This window comes from Alteromonas portus (genome assembly GCF_005117025.1).
GTDB lineage: Bacteria > Pseudomonadota > Gammaproteobacteria > Enterobacterales > Alteromonadaceae > Alteromonas > Alteromonas portus.
The window spans coordinates 262,276-288,115 of the sequence record NZ_SWCO01000009.1 but is presented as its reverse complement, the minus strand read 5'-3'; the positions used below and the strand labels follow the sequence as shown (position 1 = coordinate 288,115).

Annotated in this window: 27 protein-coding genes; 21 read left to right on the top strand and 6 right to left on the bottom strand. The window is 43.8% G+C overall.

The window, feature by feature from the left end:
- The first annotated feature begins 107 nt into the window (after window positions 1–107).
- A complete protein-coding gene (locus E5672_RS16735; RefSeq protein ID WP_136783249.1) occupies window positions 108–1,745 on the top strand; it encodes a M28 family metallopeptidase in 1,638 nt (545 codons plus the stop codon).
- A gap of 45 nt (window positions 1,746–1,790) precedes the next feature.
- On the opposite strand, the gene E5672_RS20050 is transcribed toward E5672_RS16735, so the two are convergent.
- On the bottom strand, window positions 1,791–2,633 hold the full coding sequence (locus E5672_RS20050; protein ID WP_240692267.1) for an adenylyltransferase/cytidyltransferase family protein: 843 nt from the start codon (window positions 2,631–2,633) through the stop codon (window positions 1,791–1,793).
- A gap of 106 nt (window positions 2,634–2,739) precedes the next feature.
- Between E5672_RS20050 and E5672_RS16720 the strand changes: the two genes are divergently transcribed.
- Window positions 2,740–3,804: a CDP-glycerol glycerophosphotransferase family protein gene (locus tag E5672_RS16720; protein WP_136783247.1), complete on the top strand. Its 1,065-nt coding sequence runs from the start codon at window positions 2,740–2,742 to the stop codon at window positions 3,802–3,804.
- Between the two features lie 76 nt (window positions 3,805–3,880).
- Here the strand turns inward: E5672_RS16720 and slmA are convergent, their stop codons facing one another.
- Both slmA and coaBC read right to left on the bottom strand, forming a co-directional pair.
- Window positions 3,881–4,468, bottom strand: a complete 588-nt coding sequence (gene slmA, locus E5672_RS16715; protein ID WP_014996795.1) for a nucleoid occlusion factor SlmA — start codon at window positions 4,466–4,468, stop codon at window positions 3,881–3,883.
- A gap of 115 nt (window positions 4,469–4,583) precedes the next feature.
- Window positions 4,584–5,813 carry a bifunctional phosphopantothenoylcysteine decarboxylase/phosphopantothenate--cysteine ligase CoaBC gene (gene coaBC / locus E5672_RS16710; RefSeq protein WP_136783246.1) on the bottom strand — a complete coding sequence of 410 codons (1,230 nt, stop codon included), beginning with the start codon at window positions 5,811–5,813 and terminating at the stop codon, window positions 4,584–4,586.
- Between the two features lie 202 nt (window positions 5,814–6,015).
- Between coaBC and radC the strand changes: the two genes are divergently transcribed.
- From radC to mutM, 9 genes are all read left to right on the top strand, one after another.
- On the top strand, window positions 6,016–6,693 hold the full coding sequence (gene radC / locus E5672_RS16705) for a RadC family protein (protein WP_136783245.1): 678 nt from the start codon (window positions 6,016–6,018) through the stop codon (window positions 6,691–6,693).
- Window positions 6,694–6,785: 92 nt separating this feature from the next.
- Complete coding sequence (locus E5672_RS16700; protein ID WP_136783243.1) at window positions 6,786–7,145, top strand: hypothetical protein; 360 nt, start codon at window positions 6,786–6,788, stop codon at window positions 7,143–7,145.
- Between the two features lie 94 nt (window positions 7,146–7,239).
- Window positions 7,240–7,929, top strand: a complete 690-nt coding sequence (locus E5672_RS16695) for a YjbF family lipoprotein (RefSeq protein ID WP_136783242.1) — start codon at window positions 7,240–7,242, stop codon at window positions 7,927–7,929.
- Window positions 7,929–8,678, top strand: a complete 750-nt coding sequence (locus E5672_RS16690; protein ID WP_136783240.1) for a capsule biosynthesis GfcC family protein — start codon at window positions 7,929–7,931, stop codon at window positions 8,676–8,678. Before E5672_RS16695 ends, E5672_RS16690 begins: the two co-directional genes overlap by 1 nt.
- Entirely contained in the window at window positions 8,675–10,777 is a 2,103-nt protein-coding gene (locus tag E5672_RS16685) for a YjbH domain-containing protein (RefSeq protein WP_136783239.1), read from the top strand. Before E5672_RS16690 ends, E5672_RS16685 begins: the two co-directional genes overlap by 4 nt.
- Before the next feature lie 331 nt (window positions 10,778–11,108).
- Window positions 11,109–11,345: a 50S ribosomal protein L28 gene (rpmB, locus tag E5672_RS16680; RefSeq protein ID WP_012516576.1), complete on the top strand. Its 237-nt coding sequence runs from the start codon at window positions 11,109–11,111 to the stop codon at window positions 11,343–11,345.
- 11 nt (window positions 11,346–11,356) lie between these two features.
- Window positions 11,357–11,512 carry a 50S ribosomal protein L33 gene (gene rpmG / locus E5672_RS16675; RefSeq protein ID WP_012516577.1) on the top strand — a complete coding sequence of 52 codons (156 nt, stop codon included), beginning with the start codon at window positions 11,357–11,359 and terminating at the stop codon, window positions 11,510–11,512.
- Between the two features lie 361 nt (window positions 11,513–11,873).
- The gene (locus E5672_RS16670) at window positions 11,874–12,338 is read left to right on the top strand and encodes a hypothetical protein (protein ID WP_136783238.1); all 465 of its coding nucleotides are present in this window, start codon (window positions 11,874–11,876) and stop codon (window positions 12,336–12,338) included.
- Window positions 12,339–13,148 carry a bifunctional DNA-formamidopyrimidine glycosylase/DNA-(apurinic or apyrimidinic site) lyase gene (mutM, locus tag E5672_RS16665; RefSeq protein ID WP_136783237.1) on the top strand — a complete coding sequence of 270 codons (810 nt, stop codon included), beginning with the start codon at window positions 12,339–12,341 and terminating at the stop codon, window positions 13,146–13,148.
- A 74-nt stretch (window positions 13,149–13,222) separates the two neighbouring features.
- On the opposite strand, the gene coaD is transcribed toward mutM, so the two are convergent.
- The gene (coaD, locus tag E5672_RS16660) at window positions 13,223–13,711 is read right to left on the bottom strand and encodes a pantetheine-phosphate adenylyltransferase (protein ID WP_136783236.1); all 489 of its coding nucleotides are present in this window, start codon (window positions 13,709–13,711) and stop codon (window positions 13,223–13,225) included.
- Between the two features lie 109 nt (window positions 13,712–13,820).
- Window positions 13,821–14,555, bottom strand: coding sequence for a 3-deoxy-D-manno-octulosonic acid kinase (locus E5672_RS16655; protein ID WP_136783235.1), 735 nt, complete (start codon window positions 14,553–14,555; stop codon window positions 13,821–13,823).
- Between the two features lie 63 nt (window positions 14,556–14,618).
- Between E5672_RS16655 and E5672_RS16650 the strand changes: the two genes are divergently transcribed.
- The 8 genes from E5672_RS16650 to glpG all read left to right on the top strand — a co-directional run bounded on the left by E5672_RS16650 (window position 14,619) and on the right by glpG (window position 23,540).
- Window positions 14,619–15,644: a glycosyltransferase family 9 protein gene (locus tag E5672_RS16650; RefSeq protein WP_338081743.1), complete on the top strand. Its 1,026-nt coding sequence runs from the start codon at window positions 14,619–14,621 to the stop codon at window positions 15,642–15,644.
- 87 nt (window positions 15,645–15,731) lie between these two features.
- Complete coding sequence (locus E5672_RS16645; RefSeq protein ID WP_136783234.1) at window positions 15,732–16,199, top strand: hypothetical protein; 468 nt, start codon at window positions 15,732–15,734, stop codon at window positions 16,197–16,199.
- Window positions 16,196–17,371, top strand: a complete 1,176-nt coding sequence (locus E5672_RS16640) for a hypothetical protein (RefSeq protein WP_136783233.1) — start codon at window positions 16,196–16,198, stop codon at window positions 17,369–17,371. The genes E5672_RS16645 and E5672_RS16640 overlap by 4 nt, the downstream gene beginning before the upstream one ends.
- Window positions 17,372–17,380: 9 nt before the next feature.
- Window positions 17,381–19,825, top strand: coding sequence for a putative bifunctional diguanylate cyclase/phosphodiesterase (locus E5672_RS16635; RefSeq protein WP_136783232.1), 2,445 nt, complete (start codon window positions 17,381–17,383; stop codon window positions 19,823–19,825).
- A gap of 164 nt (window positions 19,826–19,989) precedes the next feature.
- Window positions 19,990–21,186: a glycine C-acetyltransferase gene (locus E5672_RS16630; RefSeq protein ID WP_136783231.1), complete on the top strand. Its 1,197-nt coding sequence runs from the start codon at window positions 19,990–19,992 to the stop codon at window positions 21,184–21,186.
- A complete protein-coding gene (tdh, locus tag E5672_RS16625) occupies window positions 21,183–22,208 on the top strand; it encodes an L-threonine 3-dehydrogenase (protein ID WP_136783230.1) in 1,026 nt (341 codons plus the stop codon). The genes E5672_RS16630 and tdh overlap by 4 nt, the downstream gene beginning before the upstream one ends.
- The gene (gene glpE, locus E5672_RS16620; protein ID WP_136783229.1) at window positions 22,208–22,519 is read left to right on the top strand and encodes a thiosulfate sulfurtransferase GlpE; all 312 of its coding nucleotides are present in this window, start codon (window positions 22,208–22,210) and stop codon (window positions 22,517–22,519) included. The genes tdh and glpE overlap by 1 nt, the downstream gene beginning before the upstream one ends.
- Window positions 22,520–22,676: 157 nt before the next feature.
- A complete protein-coding gene (gene glpG, locus E5672_RS16615) occupies window positions 22,677–23,540 on the top strand; it encodes a rhomboid family intramembrane serine protease GlpG (RefSeq protein WP_136783228.1) in 864 nt (287 codons plus the stop codon).
- A gap of 202 nt (window positions 23,541–23,742) precedes the next feature.
- On the opposite strand, the gene E5672_RS16610 is transcribed toward glpG, so the two are convergent.
- Window positions 23,743–24,156 (bottom strand): flagellar basal body-associated protein FliL, encoded by a 414-nt coding sequence (locus tag E5672_RS16610; RefSeq protein ID WP_136783227.1) that lies wholly within the window; start codon window positions 24,154–24,156, stop codon window positions 23,743–23,745.
- A gap of 148 nt (window positions 24,157–24,304) precedes the next feature.
- On the opposite strand from E5672_RS16610, the gene E5672_RS16605 reads away from it, so the two are divergent.
- Window positions 24,305–24,874, top strand: a complete 570-nt coding sequence (locus E5672_RS16605) for a chorismate--pyruvate lyase family protein (RefSeq protein ID WP_136783226.1) — start codon at window positions 24,305–24,307, stop codon at window positions 24,872–24,874.
- On the top strand, window positions 24,871–25,731 hold the full coding sequence (gene ubiA / locus E5672_RS16600) for a 4-hydroxybenzoate octaprenyltransferase (protein ID WP_136783225.1): 861 nt from the start codon (window positions 24,871–24,873) through the stop codon (window positions 25,729–25,731). The genes E5672_RS16605 and ubiA overlap by 4 nt, the downstream gene beginning before the upstream one ends.
- Window positions 25,732–25,840: the final 109 nt, after the last annotated feature.

Below are 25,840 nucleotides of genomic sequence, written 5' to 3'. Positions count from 1 at the left end.
AATGCGAGCAACGGTAGGAAACCCATGGTAAACGTAAGCAGTTTAATGGTATTCCCCCTATTAACTGCGTTACCATGATGCACACTTAGTTATATGGTGAAATTAGAATGATAAAAAAACTCCTTATAGGTAGTGCGATGACGGCAATGACCTTTGCTGCCACTGCGCATAACCACGCATCGACAGACAATGCTTTTAATCCTGATACACAGCGAATTAAATCACACCTGTTTTTCTTAGCCGACGACTTACTTGAAGGTCGTGATACGGGCTCTCGCGGCCATGAAATTGCGGCGCTTTACATTGCTACCGAATTTGCCAAATATGGCTTAAAGCCAGCAGGTACAGACGGTTACATTCAAAATGTATCGTTTCGTAAAGCCAACTTAGTACAAGAGTCGCCGCAGTTTTCCTTTACGCAAAATGGTGAAACCGTCGAGTTTGACTATCCGAAAGAGTATTTAGCTAGCCCGAGTTTGCTTAGCACTGAAGCTAATGTAAAAGGTGAAATGGTATTCGTAGGTTACGGTATTGTGGCTGATGAGCTATCTCACAACGATTACAAAGACCTCGACGTAGAAGGTAAAATTGTTGTGGCGCTAGCGGGTAAGCCAAGCGACTTTCCATCAGAAGAGGGCGCTCACTTTGCGTCTGGCTATCAAAAGCAAAAGTACGCGGTAGATCATGGCGCAATTGGCATGATCACTATTACTACGCCTAAAAATGAAAAGGTACGACCTTATCAAAGCCGTTTGAACTACATTCATACACCGCGTATGGCCTGGTTAGATGACAGCGGTGAGCCAGCTAATAGCTTTTCTCAGCTTAAAGGCGGCGCTTACATGAGTGAGGGTGCTGCGCGTAAGTTATTTGAAGGCGCAGAAAAAAGCCTTGATGATGTTTATGCACATCTTGAAGCAGACAAAGTACCGCAAGGTTTTGCGTTAAACGGTGTGGTAGATATCAGCAAGAAGAGCGTACACGACACCATTACAAGCCCGAATGTTGTGGGTGTACTTGAAGGCTCAGACCCTGAGCTTAAAAACGAGTATGTGGTTTTCTCTGCTCACTCAGATCACATTGGTTTTGCTAAAACAGTGAAGAAAGACAACATCAACAATGGCGCCATGGACAATGCGTCTGGTACGTCAGTGATGTTAGAAACTGCACGCCTGTTTAGCGAAATGAAAGAAAAGCCAAAGCGTTCAATTCTGTTTGTGTCGGTAACCGGTGAAGAAAAAGGCCTTTTAGGTGCTGACTATTTTGCTCGTAACCCAACCGTACCGGTTACTTCAATGGTGGCGAACGTAAACCTAGATATGCCGATTTTGACCTACGAGTTTGCAGACGTTATTGCGTTTGGCGCGAACCACAGTGATTTGCAAGAATCAGTGGAAAAAGCTGCTGCTAACGCTGATATCGAGCTAAGCCCAGACCCATGGCCAGAGCAGGCGCTGTTTACTCGCTCAGATCATTACGCGTTTGTAAAACAAGGTGTACCTTCAGTGTTTATGGTGCCGGGTCTTAAATCTAAAGATCCTAACGTAGACGGCAGCAAGGTGTTTGGCCAGTTCTTATCTACGCACTACCATAAGCCTAGCGACGATATTAATCAGCCATTTAACTGGAATGCAGCGGAGACGTTCACCAAAGTTAACGCGCAAATTGGTTGGACACTAGCAAACCAAAAGAATAAGCCTAAGTGGAACGAGGGCGACTTCTTCGGTAACACGTTTAGTAAGTAAAATACTATGCTTGAGCTAGCAGGTCACTGCTAGCTCATACGCTTGTTATAGCTTTCTTTTAAGAACGGTAGAGCTAACGTTAGGGGTATAGTCGAAATAGACCATGTCGCAAGTTACGCTAGGGTATTTCCCTTTCCAATCAGAACCCACTGAAATCGCATCAATATTGTATTCATCTACCACTCGTTGTTTATTTTTATCCACCTGAGGGATAACTTCATCCACATATCGGTTTGACTCAAGGATGGAAATTCGTTCTTCAAACGGGATAAGCGGTGGGCGTCCTTTTGACTTTTCAATGAGTTCGTCAGTAGATACACCCACAATTAAGTAGTCACAAAGCGCTTTTGTCTTTTTCAGTATATTGAGGTGCCCTTGATGAAAAATATCAAAGCAGCCCGATGTATACATTCTTTGATATTTCTTGTTTGCACCTGAAGTGTTTGTAGAAGAAATCAATGCAAAGTCAGCGCGTAATGTCGACCTTAGTTCAGCAAAGTAATCATCGTCCAATTCAAGCTTTTCGCTTAAGACAGGTGGCTTAGGCCAGTGCTTATCTTCAAATGACTTCTTGCAAAAGCTCACCGAGTGTTCGTAGCGAGGAATAACATGGAAGTGAACTGCTGGATCAACCATCATCAACATCAAATAGTTTATTTTGCAGAAATTGAATCGTTTTTTAAGCACCTTTTCTATATCAGCTACAACGTGCTTTTGCTCTCTGGCAGCGTCTTCTGAAATGTCAGAATAATGAAAAACCTCTTCTTTACAAATAAGAACCAATGAACCAAGGGTCACCTGTCCGGGTCTTAGCAAAACATGCCAGTAATCATATGTTTTTATAAGATTATCGGGATAACCGAATTTAGATAATGTAGTGTTAGGCATAGTTTTCGTCTTATAAGTGATATTTCTACACACTGTAATACAAATGAAGTATTACGCACAGTCACTTATTTTTTGGTACCAACAATAAATAACTATAAGAAAATTTATGAAGATAGCTTTTGATACCGTCAATGTGTATTACTTACCTCAATTTATTCCCATTTGTGAAGAATTAGCAAAACGGGGTCATGAAGTACAACTTGTCTGCTATAGCAGTAAGAATAATGTTCAAAAATTTGAGCAAGTTTTGTTATCGCTAGACTATGAGTTTTGTTGGGTAGACGACGATAAAGCTGCAAGAGACTTTTATTTGAAAGAGGCCCCAGATTGGATTTTCTTCGGCAATGGTTTTTCTTATTTGGATGATATTCACAAAGTCAGTAAAACCGCTCAACTCGGTCATGGTATTGGGCCTAAACCTAGCTACTATCACAAATCAGCTACACCTATGACAGTTAGGTTTATAGAGGGTAAACTGCGTTTAGCTAAGATTAGAGAGCTATATCCGAATGACGAGTTTGTTCAGGTTGGCTTTTCAAAGCTCGATCCCTTATTCAACAATACAGAAACAGGTTTAAAGTACACTGAACTAGGTTTAGATGAGAATAAGCCTACCTTATTGTTTGCTCCCACTTTTAACCCAAGTTCACTTGAATGTTTTCCTGATAATTGGCCAAGCCACTTTCCTGATTTCAATATCCTTATCAAGCCACATACCTTTACCTACTCCCGTGAAGCTTACAAAAATCAGCGGAAAAAGTTGAAAAAGTGGGAAGAGTTTAGCAACACCTATGTAGCAACCGAAACAGACATATCTTTACTTCCCTTTATGAAAGAAGCGGATATTTTAGTTAGTGAAGCATCGAGTACACTCTTTGAGTTTGTCGCGTTATCTAAACCTGTGATCGTATGTAATTTCTTTAAGTTGAAGTGGTCATATCGGGGTATTTTCAAGTACCGTTTCAAGAAGCGCTTTGGTAAAGATAACGTGATCTATCAAAATATCGGGCTTCATATAAACAGCTACAAAGAACTTCGAGACGCGATAGAAAAGCAATTGAAAAATAAAGATTTGTATAAAAAAGAACGAGAGGAATATACGGAAGACCACGTAGGGCCTACAGATGGTAAAAGCTCGCTACGCATAGTCGATTATATTGAGAACAACTAATCACTAGTGGGTGTGGGGAAAAGCACCAGCAATTTGTAAGAAAACAAAGACTGATGCTTAATTTAGATTTAGGGCATCACACAAACATTTGTTTAAATGCAGCCCATTGCTCATTGAATTGTTCTGTTGGCTTTCGGGTAAAACCACTGCGGATAAAACCATTGATACGACCGTCGGTGTAGCTGATCATCATATTTGCGATAATCGCTTCATCGGCGGAAAGGGTTTTACCTTCACGCAGTTTGCGTTCTCTTAGTACTTGCTTAAGTTGCGTTTCTAAACGCTCGAAAAGCTTGGCTATGCGCGCGCGCAGTCGGTCTTGCTCACCCATTAACGCATCGCCGTTTAAAATACGAGTAATACCAGGGTTCTTTTCTGCAAAACCTAAAATAAGGTGAAGAATAAGCTGACAGCGCGTGAGTGAGTCTTTCTCTTCGTTAACGATTTTATTGATACGTGTAAAAAGCGTTTCTTCAATAAACTCGATAAGCCCTTCAAACATTCGCGCTTTACTTGGAAAGTGGCGATATAGTGCCGCTTCAGACACCCCGACTTTTTCCGCTAACTTAGCAGTAGTGATACGTTGACCTGGGCTGGTTTCTAACATTCCAGCAAGTGCTTGCAGAATTTGAGCTCTGCGATTTGTTTTTTTGACAGCAGGCATGACGAAAGTGTTTCCTCCGCTACCGAGTTATAGCAACCCGGGCTCCATGTTAAGTTGGCTTACGCCAAAGCGTTTGTATTTATCGTTTTTATTATCGACACTTAAAAAGTATCTGTTAATTTTTATTGTTGAAAGCGAAACGTTCTGCAATGAGTGCGAGCAACTGCTCGGCTAACTCACTTTTGCTGGTGGCGGGCAGTCGTTTATCACCGTCTTGCCATATCACATGCAGTGCGTTTTTATCGCTATTAAACCCCAGACCTTCCGCTGTGATGTCGTTTGCGGCAATCATATCAAGCTTCTTTTTAGCAAGCTTACTGCGGGCATAATCTTCTACATTTTGGCTTTCAGCCGCAAAGCCTACGCAAAATGGTCGATCTTGTCTGTTGGATACAGTTGCTAGAATATCAGGGTTTTTAACAAAAGTAAGTGTTAACTCATCACCAGTTTTCTTTATTTTATTATCGGCCACTGAGCACGCCTTATAGTCAGCAACCGCTGCAGTGCTGATAAAAATATCTGTTGAAGGCACAAGCTCTTCACAAGCCTTAAGCATTTCATCCGCGGTGGTGACATCAATACGGTTACAAAGAGGAGGCGTAGAAAGCGTTACAGGCCCTGCAACTAACGTTACGTTCGCACCCGCTTGTGCAGCAGCTTGTGCAATCGCAAACCCCATCTTTCCAGAACTGTGATTCGAAATATAGCGCACGGGATCTAAGGGTTCTCTGGTTGGACCCGCAGTAATGGTAAGGTTTTTACCCGCTAAATTGTTTAACGCAAAAGTAAGCGAGGAAGACTTCGCTTCATTTTCATTTAACACATTTGCAAGATCAATAGGTTCAACCATACGGCCTGAACCTACATCTCCACACGCTTGCTCACCGCTTGCCGGGCCAACAAAAGTAACACCGTGTTCTTTTAATATAGCGATATTGCGCTGCGTTGCTATTGCTTTCCACATTTGCTGGTTCATTGCTGGCGCAATAAAAAGCTTAGCCGTTGTTGCTAAATAGAGCGTAGTTAGTAAATCGTCTGCCATGCCGTGAGCAAGTTTAGCGAGCGTGTTCGCTGTGGCAGGGGCGATAAGTAAGATATCTGCCCATTTTGCTAATTCAATATGCCCCATTGCGGCTTCAGCGGCGGGGTCTAAAAGGTGCTGATGCACTGGGTGCCCAGACACCGCTTGAAGTGACAAAGTACTTACAAACTCGGCGGCAGAATCGGTAACGACAACACGAACATTGGCACCTAGTGCGGTGAGCTTACGCACTAAATCAGGGGCTTTATATGCGGCAATACCGCCTGTAACGCCCAGCAAAATGTTTTTATTAGCAATAGACATAAAAGAACACTAAATCTCAATATTGATAGTAGCCTACCATGAGGACAAAAAATCGGATAGCTGAACAAAAGTCGATCTTACTACAATCATGTTGTTCGACGCTTATCTGTTCAAGAGCAAAAGAAACCCGTCTTTAATACAGTCGTTAATTTTCTTTGATTCAACTATAACCACTGTTTCATTGATTTAACGGATCAAACGCATGTCGATAAAGATATGGCCGATGAGCGAAAGGCCAAGGGAAAAATTATTGCAGCATGGTGCAGAAAGCTTAAGCGATGCTGAGCTTATTGCGGTGCTGTTGGGCAAAGGCGTGAAAGGTAAAAGCGCCGTGTCTGTTGCACACGAATTACTAAAGGAACTCGGGTGTTTGCGAGGTGTGGTAACGGCAACAAAAGAAAGGTATTCAAACGTGTCTGGTATCGGCCCATGTAAGTACGCGCAGTTTCAAGCGGGGTTTGAAATCTTTAAGCGCAACTTAGAAATAAAACTTACGCGCCAAGATGTATTCAATAATGTGGATGACACAAAGCGTTATTTACAGGCTAAATTAAGAGACTGTGAAAGAGAAATATTTGCACTTTTGATGCTTGATAGTCAGCACCAGCTTATTGCTTTTCGCACTATGTTCAATGGAACGATCAACAGCGCTGCAGTGTACCCAAGAGAATTAATCAAACAAGTAATGATCGATAATGCGGCGGCGATCATTTTAGTTCATAATCACCCCTCAGGCGTTGCCGAACCTAGCCACGCTGACATTCGCTTAACAGCGGAGATCAAAAGTGCCATGGCATCGATCGATGTTCCCGTGCTAGATCATTTTGTGGTTGGAGATAAAGAAACTATTTCATTTGCGCAGCGAGGCTTGCTACCATAAGAAATCTAAGTCATTCGTCGATTATAATCTAGTCAAATGGTTGAAAATGATTTAGCATAGGATTTAGTGGGTAATTTTATTAAAGGACTGTTATGAAGAAGTCAATCATTGCATTATTTGCAGCTGCTACTATGGTGGCTGGTGTTAACGCACAAGAAGGTGAAGGTGGTGCTGGAGCTGGTGGTGCGGGCGCAGTAAGCGGTGGCCTAATTGCTACTGGTGTTGTTGCTGCTGGTATTATCGCTGGTGTTGCAAACAACAACTCTGCAGATGCGCCAGGAAATGGTGGCACTACTCCAACTGACCCTACTTGCGAAGGTGACGACCCATTAGTAGACGACGTTTGTGTTGGTACAACTAACACTGTTACCGTTACTACTTCTGGTACAGGCACTGTAACTAAAACAATTACTGTACCTGTTACATTTACTTACGCGCCGACCGTACAGTAAATTTTAGAGTATTCGAAAAAGCCGCTTTTTTTAGCGGCTTTTTTTATTTTTACAGCAAAATTTAATTGTTTTTAGTTTTTGTCGGCGTACCTTAATGAAACTACACATTCTATCAGCCATTATTGGCTTTCTTTGCCTGTCTCTATCGGGGTGTTCTACAACAACCCTTGCCTATTACAATACACTAAAACTTGCTTTAAAAGACCGCACAGTGACTTACACCGTCGATGAGATTGCGGCGAGTAAAGCAGATCTGATGCAAATTAAAGCAGGGGAGCGCGATGCAGCGTCTCTCGCATTAGCTTATATTGATGGCGATAAATATAAGTGGGTGTCAGGTGATAAAGTTATTTTCACCATGCATCACGGGATTATTGTGAAAACGGAAGGTTTAGATAACGACCTCTTTTATACAAGCAATTTGCAGCATAATCCGTTAGCTACCAATGATGTTTTACCTTTCAACTGGAAGCGTAAAGTTGATATAGCATCAATTGGTTATGGGGTTCCCGTAGATTCTTCATGGAGAATCGTGGGTGAAGAAACCCGTAACTATCTTGGCTTTTCCGTGCCCGTTATCAAAGTTATTGAAACTGTAAACGTTTCAGAATACACACCCTTTATCGACATAGGGCTGTCGTGGGAAAATACCTATTTCTTGCATAAGAACACGAAAGAATTATTAGCCTCGAAGCAAAAATTCAGCCCTGAGGGAGACGCCTACGACATGGTGTATTTAAGCCGTATAGTGCGTCAGATGAGCAAACAAGGAGCAACGCAATAATGAAGTTTATTTATGCACTTTTTATTGCATTAGGTCTTATCACATCAACAAATTTACATGCAAATGAAGGTCTTGTAAGTGTGATGGTGAATAAGCAAACTTATCAGTTTGACCGCCCAATCAGATTATCAAGTGTATTGTCTATTGTAGCCGACAGTGCTGATTGGTATTGGCCTACGGCGGCAGCGTTTGATTTAAACAACCCTAAAGCTGAAAGGGAAAAAGAGATAGCGCTATCGCAAATAAGACAGCTGTTGGTCAGTTTTGATAAAGATTCAGACACGCACAAAGCGCTGCAAAATTTGTTTGAGCAAGTATCTTCTTGGACGGTATCTACGCGTATCGATATGCCTATTTCTTATAACCGCTCTCGGTTGTTTTTCGAAGACAACCCTATGTTTCAGCCGGGTAAATATTGGGTCCGTTTGAATGGACGTCCTAACGTGGTGCATTTCTCGGGCGCGGTGATAAAACCAGGTGCTTATCAACATCAAAGCGATACTTCAATTTATACGGCGGTTCATACGGTTAAAAAGGCGGTAGACGCCGACAGAAGCGTTGTCTATGTCATTGACCCAATGGGGAATATTGAAGAGAAGGGTATTGCTTACTGGAATTTAGATTTCGCTCAAATTATGCCGGGTAGCCAAGTTTATGTGCCTATCTCTTCAGAGCTTTTCAGCAACAAACTTAAGCAATTAAATGAGCGCGTTGCCGCGTTAGCAGTACACAGGGTTTTACCTCAATGAGTGCGCAATTAATACCTAAGAAAAAAACACTCGCGCTGGTAATTGGCAGCGCATTATCGTCTACCACCTTCGCAGATACTCAACTTCGCGTTACGCCCTCGCAGATGGTGCAAGGTGGAAATGGTCTTATCCAAACACCAACCGCGCGTATGCGAGACGAAGGCGGAATGGCCATCAACTATACTGATAATGGCGAATATCGTTTTTGGTCAGTCAATATTCAGCTTTATGATTGGATGGAAGCGACCGCTCGCTATACCGATGTACGTACGCGCTTATATAGCCAAGTTGAGTCGTTCAGCGGCGACCAAACTTTAAAAGATAAAGGGCTAGACGTTAAATTCAGGCTTTGGAAAGAAAGTTATTACCTGCCTGACATTAGCGTGGGCTTTCGAGATTTTGGTGGTACAGGCTTTTTCGAAAGTGAATACGTTAACGCCAGTAAATCGGTTGGCCCATTCGATTTCCATTTAGGCTTAGGCTGGGGGTATTTGGGTACGGCCGATGACATCAGCAATCCGTTCTGCGAGGTTAGAGATAGCTTCTGTGAACGTCCCGGCGGATTCTCGGGTCGCGGTGGTAAGGTCGATTATGACCAGTTTTTTAAAGGCACAACGGCGTTCTTTGGTGGCGTAGAGTATCAAACGCCATGGGAACCGTTAACGCTAAAACTTGAGTTTGAAGGCAATGATTATTCTCGTGACAGAGCTGGACAGCTAGAGCAAGATTCTCGCTGGAATGTGGGCGCGGTTTATCGCTACAAAGATTTTGATTTCTCGCTGAATTACCAACGAGGGAACACCATTGGGTTTGGTGTAACATATAGATTCAATATGAACACCGCGTCTCAGATTAAATTCGATGATGCGCCGCGAAACTTAATGGGAAGAAATGCCCCGTCCAATGTTAAGGACGTGAATAAATCACGTCTTTATAATGACCTTTATAGCTCAGGTGGTTTTGTCTTATCCGATGCTGAAATTAAAGATGACAGTGCGACTTTCTATGGAACGCAGGTTAAATACCGCGACCAAGATGAAGCTATCGAGCGCGTAGGACGCGTAGCGGCTTATGAGCTTCCAGATAGTGTTAAAACTTATCATATGGTAGATAATCGCGGCGGCCTTCCGTTGGTGGATACCCAAATAGATGCTGAAGCCTTTATCTCAGCCGCGCGGTATGAATCAGTTGATGCCGACATAACCGAAACTTACGTAAGAACGTCACCTTCTGAAGAAGTAATGGAAGCCTACGACCCTGAAAACACATCAGGCGTCTTCTATAGTGCCGATTTCTTCTTCACTCAGTCATTTGGTAACCCGGAAGATTTTTATCTTTATCAAACGGGATTAATGCTAAATGGCGGTTATGCGTTAAACGAAAACTTCGCGGCTATGAGCAGTATACGGGTGACGCTTCTTGATAACTTCGACAAGTTCAACTATCTCGTTGATGGTGAAGACGTGTCGTTACCTCGTGTACGTACTCGGGTTCGTGAATATGTGTCTGAAAACGATGTATGGTTAGATACCGCATACCTACACTACAAAGACAACATAGCTGAAGACCTTTATGCCCAAGCCTACGCGGGGTATCTTGAAACCATGTTCGCAGGTGTAGGTGGCGAAATTCTTTATCGTCCAGTCGACAGTAACGTCGCTTACGGTATAGATATCAACTACGTTAAGCAGCGTGACCCTTACAGTCAAACCGGCTTAGAGGATTACGATGCAATAACCGGTCATGCAAGTGTCTACTGGCAGCCCGAATTCTTAGATGACACGCAGATTACCGTTAGTGCCGGTCAATTCTTAGCGAAAGATAAAGGCGTTAACATTGATTACGCCAAGCGCTTTGATAGCGGTATTATAGTGGGAGCATATGCCGCTTTTACTGATGTTTCATCAGAAGAATATGGAGAGGGAAGTTTTACCAAAGGTTTTTATATTTCCATTCCTACAGATTTGTTCTTGCTAGAGCCGTCTAAAGGTCGTGGGTTGTTCCCTTGGGTACCTATCTCTCGGGATGGTGGTCAGTTATTAAGGCGTCCATCAAGGCTAATCGATTTAACGGAAGTTAGGTCACCTTTTTATGATTAAATAGATAAAACGCCACACTAAAGTGGCGTTTTTTTCGCTCGCAGAGACAAAAATTTAAATCTGAAATTAAAGTGTAGTTTGTGCATTTATTCGTAGCTTAACAGCAAAGAGAAAAGTACAATACAGCCCATCAAAAATGAGTGCCGGTGGTATTTTGTGCAAAAATAGTACGTAAAAGTAACCTTTTTGTACTTTCTTATTGAAATGATCCTGCCTTTGCTGTATAAAATGCGCCCTCTAATTTATAGTAATACGTCATTTGACCCAACCACTGTTTGAGCGCTTGGGATTAACTGACGCGACAGTTATCGTTGTTCTGGAGACAAATACAATGTCAAGAGTATGCCAAGTAACAGGTAAGCGTCCAACGGTTGGTAATAACCGTTCACACGCACGAAATGCGACTCGTCGTCGCTTTTTACCAAACCTTCAAACACACCGTTTTTGGGTTGAGAGCGAAAGCCGTTTTGTAAAACTACGTTTGTCTGCTAAAGGCATGCGTATCATCGATAAAAAAGGTATTGATTCAGTACTAACTGACATCCGTGCCCGTGGTGAGAAAATCTAAGGAAGCCGACAATGCGTGATAAAATTAAACTAGTTTCTTCAGCAGGTACAGGTTTCTTCTACACTACTGATAAAAACAAGCGTAACATGCCTGGCAAAATGGAGATCAAAAAGTATGATCCCGTTGTGCGTAAGCACGTTATGTTTAAAGAGGCCAAAATCAAGTAATTAGCTTGCTTTTGTCTCCACGAAAACCCAGCCTTTGCTGGGTTTTTTGCTTTTGGAACTGTGAATATAGCTCACTTGTCCTATAGATCGCGCTTGATCGTGACAGGCATAACATGATCCCTACGTGTTAATACACGAAAAAATGCCTTTTCTATTTCAGATCTAACTCCAAATTCTGAGCGATCTGCGGTTTCAATAAGATAAGCATTTGGCAGAATAAAGTCTCAACAACACAAAGTGTTAAGTACACAGTACCTTTCAAAAACCCAAGCAAGCTAACTGCACATTGAATTAGCTTATAAGAGAGTGAGGTATTACTATAATGCACTATATGTGGCCTACCAGTTGACGGGAACAACGCGTGGCAAGAATTTCTCAGCGAGCAATGAACAACGTGGTTATCATTGCAATGCTTATTATGATTGCACTGTTTAACTTAGACAGTTTGCTACCCAAGAAAAATACGATACAAACACGCAGTTTGTTACCTGAAGAAGCTTACGTGCTGAAGATAGAGCATGATAACAACAGCTTAGAACGCATAGGGCAACAGTGGCGTCAGAAAGGTCCTGATACAAGTTTAACAGTGACACCAGATGAGCAGTTTTCTCACTGGCAACGCGCTAAGCTGAACCCAGTCACTGAAGTGCCTGAATCGATCATCAGTACTCAGCCATATGTTGTTGTAGTATGGCTTGCCGGCAACAGTAACGGCAATGTTTATGCAATTTACCCCAACACATCACCGGTAGTGATCAAATTCGAAAATAACTGGTACACATTAACCAATACCGACCTTGATAAATTGTTACCCTGGACATTGTAAATGCCTGAATTACCAGAAGTTGAAGTAAGCCGTTTAGGCGTATCACCCCATTTAATCGGTAACACCATTACACAAGTGGTGGTACGAGAGCGAAGAATGCGCTGGCCCATTCCTGAGGAAGTCTCAAAGGTAGAGGGCCAGAAGGTAATCGCGGTTAAACGCCGGGCAAAATACCTATTAATTGAAACAGCCACAGGCACGCTGATTTTGCATCTAGGTATGTCTGGTAAACTACGGGTTATTGACGCAGTCACACCCGTTGTTAAACACGACCATGTGGACATTGTTTTAAATACCGGTAAGTGTTTACGCTTAAATGACCCCAGACGCTTTGGGGCTGTTTTATTTCAAGCGCCCAATACGCAGCAAGCTATGTTCAACAACCTAGGTCCAGAGCCCCTTACAGACGACTTTGATGATAAGCGTTTGTTCAGCCTGTCGCGCAACCGCAAAGGCCCGGTAAAAAACTTCATCATGGATAACGCGATTGTGGTTGGCGTGGGCAATATTTATGCGAACGAGGCTTTGTTTCTTGCTGGTATCGATCCGCGAAGAGCGGCAGGTAATATCAGTGCAGCGCGCTATAAGGCACTTACTGCAACAATAAAGCAAGTACTAGCTAAGGCCATCGAGCAGGGCGGTACCACGCTAAAAGACTTTGCACAAACCGATGGTAAGCCGGGTTATTTTGCACAGCACTTAAATGTTTATGGTAGAAAAGGTGAGCCTTGTGAAGTGTGCGGTAACGCCATTGAAAGCAAGGTGATAGGGCAGCGTAATACCTTTTTCTGTACTCGCTGCCAACGCTAACTATATTTAGAATAAATCGAGCTAGATTTAAATCCTACACTGTAAGCTGGTTGTAGTGTAAAAAGCTGGTTTACTTAGCTCTTTTTACCTAATCTGTCTTTTAAGGCTTGTTCTACTACGGGGTGGCAAAAACCACTTACTGCCCCGCGATGTAGCGCAACTTCTTTCACTAGGGTCGAGGAAATAAACGAGTTTTCCTCTGCTGGGGTTAAAAATACACTTTCAAGCTTTGGATTTAAGCGACGATTCATATTGGCAAGCTGAAATTCGTATTCGAAATCAGATACCGCGCGCAAGCCTCGGATCAAAATTGTCGCGTTTTGTTCATCAGCAAAGTCCGCTAGCAAGCCTGTAAACCCAACCACTTCGACATTAGGCAGGTCAGCTGTTACTTTCTTTATCATCTCTACCCGTTCTTCTAAGGTGAATAACGGCTTCTTGCTTGGGTTAGAAGCGATAGCCACAATAACGTGAGAAAATAACTGAGATGCGCGTTCAATAAGATCAGCATGACCGTTCGTAATTGGGTCAAAAGTACCGGGGTAGAGTGCTCTAGTATGCATAAAATTGAATCTTTTCGTTGTATAGGGTTTATGAGTTAAGCGCGGCTACTTTACCACATTAATGACCGAGACTAAGTGTTGTTGCAAGCCAGCCTATTATTCTTGAAGTTTAACGCTTCACTAACTCTTCATAGCCATCTAAGCAAGCAGCCCAGTCGCCTTCTGCCCAATGGAATACCGGGTTTTTAGCTTGCTCTTTATGTAATGAACGCAAGAGGCGGTCTAGATTGCTTTGCTTCCAGCTATTGCCCTGGCGCTTTGAACAGCGATCAAAGTCAATTAGCCAAATTTGCTTATTGCTATCTATCATAATATTTCGAATATTAGCGTCGTGATGATAAACCTGACAATTGTGCATTCGCGCTAGCGCCCGCCCTACGTCACGCCATTCGCTCTTTGTTAACGGTTGCTGACACAAAACATGGTGAAGATCTTGGCTGTTAGGTATACTTAGCGTAATTAAATCACCACGGTAGATTAGCCCTCTGCGATGAATACGAGCTGCAACAGGTACTGGCACCAGAAGGCCTTCACCTCGCATGTATTCCAGCAACCTAAATTCTTCAAAAGGCCTAGAGCGCTCTACGCCATTGAAAAAATACTGGTCGCTCAATATTTTCCCCACCAACCCGCCACGCTTGAAGTGACGTAAAACCCAGTGTTGATTTTCATGCTCAATAAAAATGGTTGTACCACGTCCTTTGGCTTGACCTGTTATTTTGTTTTGTAGTTGCCAAAACTCAGGGCTGAACATTTCAGTATTGGGCTGACTAACCAAGGTGTTATCGAAAATAAAGTGGTGCCCCGCACCTATGTCTCGTCGGATTGTCGCCATGTTGCCCACAACTTATGGTAAATTTCATATTCTAACGATTTATTTTGGTTTTTCAGCAACGAGAGAGCTTCTGTGGGAAAAAAGATTTGTTTAATGCGCTTATCGGCCATTGGAGACGTGTGTCATGCCGTCGCTATGGTTACTCGAATTCAATCGCAGTGGCGCGATGCTGAAATCACGTGGATTATCGGTAAAGTGGAATATCAGCTAGTAAAGCTGATGCCAAATGTACGGTTCATTATTTTCGATAAATCGAAAGGTAAGGCAGCAGTAGAGTCGCTAAAAGCGGAAGTCGCTGGTGAAACCTTTGACGCTTTATTGATGATGCAGGTGGCGTTACGTGCAAACTTGGCTTCGCGAGTAATTAAAGCCAAACAGCGCATAGGTTTTGACTGGGCGCGCAGTAAAGAGCTGCACTGGTTGTTTGCAAATCGACGAGTTGCTGCCACAAAACACGCCCACGTACTTAAAGGTTTTATGGACTTTGCCGATGCATTGGGCGTACCAGAGTCAAAACCAGTGTCGTGGAGTATCCCCGTTGCCCCTGAAGATGAGCAGTGGGGGGAAGAACAGGCAAAAATATTGGGTAAATATATAGTTATCTCACCAGCAGCAAGTAAAGCTGAAAGGAATTGGTTGCCACAGCGATACGCGAGTATTGCTGACTATATCCAAGAGGCCGGTGTCGCCGTGATATTATGTGGCGGTCCAGGAGATTTAGACCGCAAAACCGCTGATGCAATTAAAGCGAGCGTAAAACAACCGCTTCAAGATTTTACTGGGCAAACAACATTGCATCAGCTACTCATGTTGCTAAAGCATGCCCATTTAGTCATTGCACCCGACACCGGACCTGCCCACATGGCAACCACCATGGGCACACCAGTTGTTGGGCTATATGCACATTCTAATCCACGCAGGACAGGGCCGTATAACGACCTCGATAACGTGGTATCTGTGTATGATGAATGTGTAGAGGAGCAAAAGGGGAAACCTTGGGACGCGTTGCCATGGGGGACGCGAGCCAAAGGAAGCCAACTAATGGAAAAAATTACTGTAGACATGGTAAAGCAAAAAGTTGCGCCGTTTCTCGCTTAATTTTTTTATCGTAAGGTAAAACAAACAACTTTTATCTACACTTAGCCTTGTGCAGTGTACTTCTGTAAAACAGGGAGTCGTTACTTAATGAAAAAGCCCGCTTTGCGATGGCTGTCTGATATTTTCGCTTTTACTACATCTAAAGTCGTGCTGCTAGCAGTGCTAATGATGTGTGTTGCTAAAGTGAATGCGTCAGAACTTAACGTCATGGTGAATGAAAGTGTGATGGTGGCAGAGCTAAATCGCTCTGAGCTTCGCCAGATATTCACGGGGCAGCGTCAGTACTGGGACAATGGCAATAAAATAACAGTCTTTGTACTGCAAGACAGCGACGAATTACATCGTCAGTTTTGTCGCGATATTCTCCAAATGTTTCCTTATCAATTATCTCGGCTTTGGGACCAAATCACTTATTCCGGCCAAGGCATTACCCCTATCAGAGTGACCTCTTATCAAGCGTTAGTTGATGCGCTGGAAAATACAGAAGGTGCAATTGGTTACGTTGAAAGAACAGATATCGTTAAGCTAAGACGCGTAGAGGTAGACTTAGAATGAAAAAATACATTGCTTTTGCGCTTGGTCTTGTCAGTTCCTGTGTTGCTAATGCGCAGACAGACTTCACATGGCACGGCTATATTTCACAAGGTATAACCCAGTCGAAAGACAGTAGCTTTATCACTGACGACAACAATGTAACTGGTGAACTCACCGAGATTGGCCTAAATGGTTATTATCAACTTGCAGAGAACATTTCCATTGCTGGGCAAATTAATTATTTAGAGGGGGGGAACCGCTTCGAGCAGGGGGCTCGTCTCGACTATTTGTTTGTCGACTGGAAACTGCCTGACTTACCTGGCGGTTGGCGTGGAAAAGTTCATGCAGGGCGCTTCAAGAACACCCATTGGCTTTATTCATCTACCAGAGATGTACCTCAAACACGGTATACCTCTGTATTACCTCAATCGGTATATTTTGACGGCTTTCGTGATGTTGCATTGGGCAGCAACGGAATTTTGACCAGCTTTTCTCATTATGGAAAGGCGTATACTTGGGAACTCAATTGGAGTTACGGGCGCTCAAACATTAACGAGTCTCAGCGTGATTTTCTTTTGGGAAGTGATGCAAAAGGTAAAATAAAACAAGACTTTGTGCATCAAGCAAGCGTGTTTGTACAGCCCTCATCAATGACATGGAAAATAGGAGCGAGCTGGCTTAATTCCGATTTCAGCTATACGCCATCGCATGATGACAATCTATTGTCAGGTGGGGCAAAAATAGAACGTTTTATGTTGTCTGCGCAATATTTTGCTGAAAATTGGGAAGTATCTGCTGAACTGCTTCGTGAAAAGCAAGACAGCAGGGGGCTGTTCGCGCCAGATTTTAACGAAAATCGCACGGGAGAAGGCGGTTTCGTTCAATTTAGGTATCTTTTTAATCATAGAATCAGTGGATTGATGGGCTACGATACATACATTAATGATACCTCCGACAGTGATGGTAAAATCCTCGAGGCAAGTACCGGAGGGCTTATCCCTGCTTATTTTGGATATCAAGATACTTATACGGTTGGTTTACGTTGGGACATCGCGCCAAAATGGAGATTGCAGGGAGAATACCACTGGGTTGAAGGCGCAACAAGGGTCGTCAGCTTATTGAACCGTGATGTGGCCTCCCATGCTGATAAACATTGGGAAATGTGGTCAATACAGTTGATGTATTGGTTTTAAGGGTAACCAATGAAGGTTCAGGTATCGTTTACCACTAAAACCATCGCTATATTACTGGCAATGGTTTTAACCGTTACTATTGTTATCTCCACAGTGCTTATTCAAGAGTCTGAAGCGCAGGTTGTGTTGCAGCAGCGGGAAAGTCAAATCAGCAATCAACGTCGCGTGCAGTTGTTTGAAGATATTCTCCACAGCCGCATGATCACCCTTATAGATATTATCAGTCGGAAAGATGGCGCCTATTCTAATAGTCTGGACGAACTGAACCAGACATTAGGTGAGCTAAGCGAATATCTAACGCTAAATTTTCAGGTGGAAACACTCTATTTGTTCGATGAAAACGGCGTTGTAGGGCAGCCAACCTATCCCGTTAACAGCACTATCGAACGGCTTGTAGATACTACTCGTGCAACGTTTGAAAGCCGTTCATTGTTAGCGTGTGAAAATGTATGTACTCACTATATTTCAATCCCAATATTGACGCCAAGCGATAAAGTTCCGGTTATCATTGTATCTACTTCTATGCGGGAACTACTGTACTTGTTTAGTCGGGCAACCGACATGCATAAGGTGGCGATTGTTCAGTTGAATGAGTCTACGGCTGGAAAGCTAACACTAAAGGTTGCCAGCCAAGTGACCGCGGCTAATCGCCAGTACTTAAACTCACTTATTGATGCCTTGCCGGCAAACTGGCGCGTTGATGACTTAGTGATTAAAGGGGTGAACGTAAAGTTAGACAGCCAGCAGCTTTTAGCGAGTCTTCTGCCTTTTGACCATGCCTCAGGCGATCATCCTTATTTGCTTATTGTGCAAGACGTATCGGCTATGATGCGACAAAACGAGCAATATCGATACGTTGTTATCTCAAGCGCCATCGGTTTGTTTTTACTCTTCTCATCGCTACTTTATCTATTTTTAAACCAATATCGCACAAGGCTATTAGACATAAGCGAGCGTCTGCCGATGTTGGCTGAACATAAGTTTAGCGAATTCTATGCGGTCGCAGCTAAGCGTCGAAAACTGCCTGTATTTAAGCTAACTGACGAACTCGATGTGGTTGAGGAAGCGGCGAACGATTTAGCGCGCCAGTTAGAAAGCTTTGATGGTCAAATGGCAATAAACACCGCTAAGCTCGAAAAAATGGCCATGTTCGACGTGCTCACAGGGTTACCTAACCGCAACATGTTGACGTTTCAAATAGAGAAGCAGTTAGCCAGCTCTCTGCGGGATGAAAGGCTAGTTGCCCTGATGTTCATGGACTTAGATGATTTTAAGAAAGTTAACGATAGTCATGGCCATGACGTAGGCGACAAGTTGCTTAAAGCCGCTGCAATGCGAATTTCCCGACCTATTCGAGAATCTGATATAGCATCGCGTTTCGGGGGTGATGAGTTTGTAATTTTATTGTCTAATATAGAAAGCAAAAAGCACGTCGATACGGTAGCGCAAAAAATTATCGACGAGTTTAAAGAGCCTATCATTGTTGATGGCGTTACCTTTTATGTATCAATTAGTATCGGTATTGCCATAACCAATCATTCTCGCGCCACGCCAGTTGAGTTATTGCGCCATGCGGATATTGCAATGTACGAGGCAAAAGCGAAGAAAGGCGCTGAGTTCAGGGTGTATGACGCCACCATGAACCTTAAAGTGATGCAAAAAGTTGAGCTAGAATCTGAAGCTCGTGAAGCGCTTAGAGGCAATCAGTTCAGCCTAGCATTGCAACCGCAAATTGACATGCATAGCGGCAAACTCATGGGCTTTGAAGCGCTACTGCGCTGGTATCACCCTAAAAAAGGGCATATTTCACCAGGTGATTTTATCCCACTTCTTGAAAACACGTCGTTTATGCTCGAGCTAGATTATTGGGTTATTACGCGCTCCACCCATTTAGTGCGAGAACTCAAAAATAGCGGCTATCCAGACATCAAAGTGGCAATTAACTTATCGGCGGGGCAATTCCTAGACCCAAGCTTACCTGAGTTTTTACAGCACCAAATTATCAAAAATGATATAGCGCCTGATCAGGTTTGCTTAGAGCTTACGGAAACCGTTTTGGTATCAGATATCAAACGCGCAACGGAAATAATGCAAACCATACGCGATATGGGCTGTATGTTAGCCATTGACGACTTTGGTACCGGTTATTCGTCACTTAGCTATTTAAAATCGCTACCAGCCGATTACATTAAGGTTGATCGTTCTTTTGTTGCCAACATTGCCAACAGTGCAGACGACAGAAACATAGTCCACTCCACCATATCTATGGTACGTAACATGGGAATGCAGGTGGTGGCCGAGGGGATTGAAACCAACGAGCAGTACGAATTACTTTGCCATTTCGATTGTCATCAAGGGCAAGGTTATCTTATTAGCCGTCCTATCCCTGAAGTAAACCTTTGGGACACATTAAGCGATAAAGTTGAAAACGGCTTCTGGAAAGACTTTGCGTAGCACATAAAGATTTTGCGCGTCATTTGGAAGGTTTTTCCAGTGAGTGTGTTGAATAATTTACAAACTTAGTCGACAAACCCATTAAATACAGCGCAAGGGTGTGTACCCTTACCCGCGCTTTCATTACACTAGCGGTTTTTATACACCTACACTCGGAGAATGGCATGTCTGCGGCATTTATTTCTCATTTGCAATCGCAAATTGAAGCCACAAAAGAAGATGGTTTGTACAAAAAAGAGCGTGTGATCACGTCGCAACAACAAGCTGATATTGGCGTTGCTGGTGGTGAGCACGTTATAAACTTTTGTGCCAATAACTACCTTGGTCTTGCAAACAATGAAAGCTTGATTGAAGCGGCGAAAGAAGGCCTAGACAGTCATGGCTTTGGTGTAGCATCTGTACGATTCATTTGTGGTACACAAGACATTCACAAGCAGCTAGAGGCCTCTATCAGTGACTTTTTAGGTACAGAAGATACCATTCTTTACCCATCTTGCTTCGACGCCAACGGCGGTTTGTTTGAAACCCTGCTTGGCCCGGAAGACGCCATTATTTCTGATGCATTAAACCACGCCAGTATCATTGACGGCGTGCGCCTTTGTAAAGCTAAGCGCTATCGCTATGCCAATAACGACATGGCAGCACTGGAAGAGCAGTTAAAACAAGCTGATGCCGATGGCGCGCGCTTTAAAATTATCGCGACTGACGGTGTATTCTCAATGGACGGTGTTATTGCTGACCTCGCCTCAATATGTGACCTGGCCGATAAATACGATGCCATGGTTATGGTTGACGACTGCCATGCTACGGGCTTCTTAGGTGAAAACGGTAAGGGCAGCCACGAATACTGTGGTGTAATGGGCCGCGTTGATATTATTACCGGTACATTAGGTAAAGCCCTTGGCGGCGCGTCTGGCGGTTATACGTCGGGCAAAAAAGAAGTTGTAGAATGGCTACGTCAGCGCTCACGTCCTTACCTCTTCTCAAACTCTGTTGCGCCACCTATCGTTTCAGCATCGTTAAAAGTGTTTGAAATGATGAAAGAAGGCGATGAGTTACGCGCTAACTTGTGGCGAAACGCCAATCACTTCCGCAAACGTATGGAAGACGCTGGCTTTACCCTTGCCGGTAAAGATCACGCTATTATCCCTGTAATGCTTGGCGATGCCCGCTTAGCCAGCGAAATGGCCGATAAGTTACTAGAAAAAGGCATTTACGTTATTGGCTTTTCTTACCCGGTGGTGCCAAAAGGCCAAGCCCGTATTCGTACGCAAATGTCAGCAGGGCATAGCCTTGAACACGTTGATAAAGCCATTGATGCATTTATCGAAGTAGGCCGTGAAATGGGAGTGATTTCATGAAATCGCTAGTTAAAGCGAAAGCGGAAAAAGGCATTTGGCTGCAAGACACGCCAAAACCAGAAGTTGGGCACAACGACCTGCTAATTAAAATTCGCAAAACGGCGATTTGCGGTACCGACATGCACATATACAACTGGGATGAGTGGTCGCAAAACACTATTCCGGTTCCTATGGTTGTAGGCCATGAATACGTGGGCGAAGTAGTAGGTATGGGCCAAGAAGTAAAAGGCTTCAACGTTGGTGACCGTGTATCCGGTGAAGGTCATATTACCTGTGGTCATTGCCGTAACTGTCGTGCTGGACGTGTGCATTTATGCCGCAACACCGAAGGTGTGGGCGTAAACCGCCCTGGTGCGTTTGCTGAATATCTGGTTATTCCCGCCTTCAACGCATTTAAAATTCCAGACAATATCAGCGACGACCTTGCGTCTATCTTCGACCCGTTTGGCAATGCCGTTCACACAGCGCTAAGTTTCGACCTGGTTGGTGAAGATATTTTGATAACAGGCGCCGGTCCAATCGGCATTATGGCTGCTGCAGTGGCTAAGCATGTAGGTGCGCGACACGTTGTTGTTACCGACATTAACCCTTACCGTCTTGAACTGGCTAAAAAAATGGGTGCAACCCGCGCTGTTGACGTAAGCAAAGAAGATTTGAAAGATGTCATGAACGAGCTGGGCATGACAGAGGGCTTTGATGTGGGTCTAGAAATGTCTGGCGTGCCTGTAGCCTTTAGGGACATGCTGAACAAAATGAACCATGGCGGCAAAATAGCCATGCTGGGTATTCCACCGCAAGACGTGGCCATCGACTGGAACCAAGTTATTTTCAAAGGCTTGGTGATAAAGGGTATCTACGGCCGTGAAATGTTCGAGACCTGGTACAAAATGGCCAGTTTGCTGCAAAGTGGTTTAGACCTTTCGCCTATTATCACTCATACCTTTTCCGTTGATGACTTTCAGAAAGGGTTTGATACCATGGGGTCAGGACACTCAGGTAAAGTTATTTTGGACTGGCAATAATGACAACATTCTCACACATTAGCGTAAACGACGTGGCTAACTTTCAAGGCGACGTCACCATTGTGGATATTCGCGATCCTCAATCCTTTGCTAATGGCCACATGCCCAATGCGGCACCGCTTAACAACGACAACTTTGGGGCGTTTATCGACCAAACACCTAAAGATGTGCCCGTGGTTGTTGTGTGTTACCACGGCGTAAGCAGTCAGCAAGCTGCACAAGTGATAGCGCAGCAAGGCTTTGAAACCGTTTACAGTATGGACGGGGGCTTTGAAGCATGGCGACAGGCGAACCCGGTAGTAACCGAATAGCAATTTTATAAAGGTGCACAATGTGCACCTTTGTTTTATGTTTTGCAGGGACTTAACTATTTCAGTATAAAGAAGTAGTAAAAAGCACTGCGGTATCACGCCCTTACACACGTAAACTGCATTCACACTCTACTGCTTTTGGGGTAATAATTAGCTTATGGGTCATCCTTTAATCGCGTTTAATCAGCAAAGTCCAGCGCATCTTCTCGCAAACTATCTAACCAGTCAGAATATAAGCGCCAACGTAGTACAGCACGACAAAGAGTTTGTGATTGTGTTAGAGAGCCACGAGCATATTGATCGTGCAAAACTTATCGCAGAAGACTTTTTAGCAAATCCAACAAACCCCAAATATCAGCAAGCGGCATGGGATAATGGTAAAAATGTGCAGCTTGCGCCATCCGGCCACGGCTTTTCGTTGAGTAAAATAATTGGCGATGCCGTTAAAGCCCCATTTACGTCGGTGGTGTTTGCGTTGTGTGTCGCGGTCTATTTACTCTCAATATTCGGATTGTTCGCCCCCATAGCACAGCACCTACTGATGCAGCCGTTTTCTGTTTTGTTGCAGAATCACGAATGGTGGCGTCTTCTTGGCCCTGCGTTTATTCATTTTTCAGTGCTTCATATCGTATTCAACTTACTGTGGTGGGGTATGCTGGGAGCCAAAATTGAACGTACGTTGGGCATAAGCATGCTGCTTATTGTTTTTTTAATATCCGCTACGATTTCAAATGCTGCACAAGCGCTATTTAGCGACCCTGTACAAGGTAATTTATTCTTGTTTGGTGGGCTTTCTGGTGTGGTCTATGCCGTGATGGGCTTTGTATGGTGGCTTGGGTGGTTGCGCCCTAGCTGGGGCTTATCACTGCCAAACTCTATTGTTGGTTTTATGCTGGTGTGGCTAGTACTTGGCTATGCCGACATTCTGTGGGTGAGTATGGCAAACGCAGCGCACACAGCAGGGCTTATTTCAGGCTGCTTACTTGCCGCCACACTTAGTTTAGGCTCTGGTAAGCGTTAGCAGTTAGCTAGCGCAGGCCTTAGCTTAAAAAGGTACTAAAGCGTCTAGGACTGCGGCGTATAGGTATGGAGTTGTAACTCGCGCTTACCTAAAGGGCTAGCGTATTGCACGCTAATAAAGAACGGTAAAATCGCTATAGAAACAAAAAAGCGAGCTGGTTAAAAGCTCGCTTTTCTGTTGACTTAAACAGCTTTTATTCTGCTTAAGCGCCTTGGTATAAATACTTAGTGAAGATCACGTTTTTAATGACTTCACCACCTGTTTCTTGCTGCATGTGCTCTTGAAGTGCTTTTAAAATAGCGCGACGAATATCTTCACGGCCGGTGAGCGACTTTACTTTCTCTGCAGGCTGCTGCCCGAATATCTCAATGGCGGTAGAGCGTAGCAGCGGCATGTGGTGTTCAGCAATTTCCAACTGGTTCACATCGTGAATCATTAATTCAACCGACACGCGAACATAACCCAGCTTCTGTGCGCTGTCGCTAATATAGTTGGTAACAATCTCTGGTTCTAGGCCCAAATAAGCATAGTTGGCTTTATCTTGTGCCAATGCTGAGCTACAACCAAAAACAAAAAAGCTAACCGCTAATATACGTAAAATTAGTGACTTAAACATAGTGAAGCCTGAAACACCAAAATAATAAATTCACTTGGTAGTGTAGCAAATCTCTGATCAAACACACTACTGCAAAAGTTTAACCAAGTGAAAATATTTGGACATGACGTGTTATCATACCAACAGATTCATTATTCGGGCTTTTCGTGTGAGTTTTAATGCCACTTTTCCAGTGGGTTTGGCGGTTGACTGGCAAGCACCTTCTGGCATCACAATTCCAAATGCGCAGCTAAAAAACTGGCTGTTAGATACCGGGTCATTAACCGAGCGGGTGCAATCATTATGCGACCATTTCTCGTTAGAGCTTATTGGTCAACACACGCAAATACCTCACGATAACGAATTGTCGCTGCTACGCAGTAACGGTAACACCAGCTATCAAGCCCGTGAAATTCTATTATGTGGCGATCACCAACCATGGGTATTCGCGCGCTCTATTATCCCTCAAGCGTTTGTAGACAGTGAGCTTTCTGATTTAGGTCGCGAGCCATTGGGAAAGCGCTTATTTAACGACACGCGGTTCACCCGTTCAGAATTCCAATTGTGTACTGCCCAAGCTTCTCAGTTTGGTATTAACAGTAACCAAGTCTTGTGGGGAAGACGTTCGTTGTTTACGTTAGACAACTACAGCATGATAGTGGCAGAAGTATTTCTTCCCGATTCTCCGGCATACGGCTATATAGCGACAAGTGAAAAGGAAAGCGAACAGCACTTATGAAGCATAATTGGAATGCGTACGCGCGACTTATGCGCTTAGATAAACCTGTAGGTATTTATCTTCTACTGTGGCCAACATTGTGGGCGCTGCTCATGGCGGCTAAAGGTTTACCGCCTTTAGGCATTACGCTTATTTTTGTGGCTGGCGTAGTCGTAATGCGTTCAGCGGGTTGTGTAATCAACGATTATGCAGACAGGAAGGTGGACGGACGCGTAAAGCGCACAACGCAGCGTCCGCTGGCAACGGGAGAAGTTAAACCTAAACAAGCGCTGCAGTTATTTGGCGCGCTTATCGCCATCGCGTTTATATTGGTGCTGTTTCTTAACTGGCAAACTATCGCGTTATCAGTTGTGGCACTTATGCTTGCAGCAAGTTACCCCTTCATGAAGCGCTATACTCATTTGCCGCAGGTGGTATTAGGCGCAGCATTCGGCTGGGCCATACCTATGGCTTTTATGGCCATACTAGAAACTGTACCAACGTACGCTTGGTGGTTGTTTATTGCTAACTTACTATGGACCGTAGCGTACGACACTATGTACGCCATGGTAGACCGCGACGACGATTTGCAAATAGGCGTTAAATCTACCGCTATACTGTTCGGTAAAAACGACGTATTAATTGTGATGTTGTTGCTGGCCTGCGCGCTAACTATTTTGTGGTGCATAGGCTTAACCATCAATGCGACATGGCCTTACTACACAGCCGTGCTGTTTTCTGCTTTGCTATGCGTGCGCCAATATCAACTTATTAAACGCCGTCAGCGTGAAGGCTGCTTCACCGCTTTTATTGAAAACCACTACATTGGTTTAGCCATTACGCTTGGTACGGCGCTGCATTTTTGTTTGGTAAGGTAAAACTTACCAATAGCAGACTTCAAACTGTACCAATGTCCCCTTATAACTGAATTATAGCCAGTCTAAAGTATTTACTCGCTTTTATAGGCACGCGCTTTACTCACTAAAT

Excerpts from the sequence above, each read along its gene's own strand:
- radC (WP_136783245.1), top strand. The coding sequence starts at position 6,016 with ATGTCGATAAAGATATGGCCGATGAGCGAAAGGCCAAGGGAAAAATTA.
- E5672_RS16645 (WP_136783234.1), top strand. The coding sequence starts at position 15,732 with ATGAAAAAGCCCGCTTTGCGATGGCTGTCTGATATTTTCGCTTTTACT.
- E5672_RS16690 (WP_136783240.1), top strand. The coding sequence starts at position 7,929 with ATGAAGTTTATTTATGCACTTTTTATTGCATTAGGTCTTATCACATCA.
- E5672_RS16720 (WP_136783247.1), top strand. The coding sequence starts at position 2,740 with ATGAAGATAGCTTTTGATACCGTCAATGTGTATTACTTACCTCAATTT.
- E5672_RS16700 (WP_136783243.1), top strand. The coding sequence starts at position 6,786 with ATGAAGAAGTCAATCATTGCATTATTTGCAGCTGCTACTATGGTGGCT.
- E5672_RS16610 (WP_136783227.1), bottom strand. The coding sequence starts at position 24,156 with ATGTTTAAGTCACTAATTTTACGTATATTAGCGGTTAGCTTTTTTGTT.
- E5672_RS16640 (WP_136783233.1), top strand. The coding sequence starts at position 16,196 with ATGAAAAAATACATTGCTTTTGCGCTTGGTCTTGTCAGTTCCTGTGTT.
- slmA (WP_014996795.1), bottom strand. The coding sequence starts at position 4,468 with ATGCCTGCTGTCAAAAAAACAAATCGCAGAGCTCAAATTCTGCAAGCA.
- rpmB (WP_012516576.1), top strand. The coding sequence starts at position 11,109 with ATGTCAAGAGTATGCCAAGTAACAGGTAAGCGTCCAACGGTTGGTAAT.
- E5672_RS16635 (WP_136783232.1), top strand. The coding sequence starts at position 17,381 with ATGAAGGTTCAGGTATCGTTTACCACTAAAACCATCGCTATATTACTG.
- E5672_RS16695 (WP_136783242.1), top strand. The coding sequence starts at position 7,240 with ATGAAACTACACATTCTATCAGCCATTATTGGCTTTCTTTGCCTGTCT.
- ubiA (WP_136783225.1), top strand. The coding sequence starts at position 24,871 with ATGAAGCATAATTGGAATGCGTACGCGCGACTTATGCGCTTAGATAAA.
- E5672_RS16630 (WP_136783231.1), top strand. The coding sequence starts at position 19,990 with ATGTCTGCGGCATTTATTTCTCATTTGCAATCGCAAATTGAAGCCACA.
- coaBC (WP_136783246.1), bottom strand. The coding sequence starts at position 5,813 with ATGTCTATTGCTAATAAAAACATTTTGCTGGGCGTTACAGGCGGTATT.
- mutM (WP_136783237.1), top strand. The coding sequence starts at position 12,339 with ATGCCTGAATTACCAGAAGTTGAAGTAAGCCGTTTAGGCGTATCACCC.
- glpE (WP_136783229.1), top strand. The coding sequence starts at position 22,208 with ATGACAACATTCTCACACATTAGCGTAAACGACGTGGCTAACTTTCAA.
- E5672_RS16685 (WP_136783239.1), top strand. The coding sequence starts at position 8,675 with ATGAGTGCGCAATTAATACCTAAGAAAAAAACACTCGCGCTGGTAATT.
- coaD (WP_136783236.1), bottom strand. The coding sequence starts at position 13,711 with ATGCATACTAGAGCACTCTACCCCGGTACTTTTGACCCAATTACGAAC.
- rpmG (WP_012516577.1), top strand. The coding sequence starts at position 11,357 with ATGCGTGATAAAATTAAACTAGTTTCTTCAGCAGGTACAGGTTTCTTC.
- E5672_RS16735 (WP_136783249.1), top strand. The coding sequence starts at position 108 with ATGATAAAAAAACTCCTTATAGGTAGTGCGATGACGGCAATGACCTTT.
- glpG (WP_136783228.1), top strand. The coding sequence starts at position 22,677 with ATGGGTCATCCTTTAATCGCGTTTAATCAGCAAAGTCCAGCGCATCTT.
- E5672_RS20050 (WP_240692267.1), bottom strand. The coding sequence starts at position 2,633 with ATGCCTAACACTACATTATCTAAATTCGGTTATCCCGATAATCTTATA.
- tdh (WP_136783230.1), top strand. The coding sequence starts at position 21,183 with ATGAAATCGCTAGTTAAAGCGAAAGCGGAAAAAGGCATTTGGCTGCAA.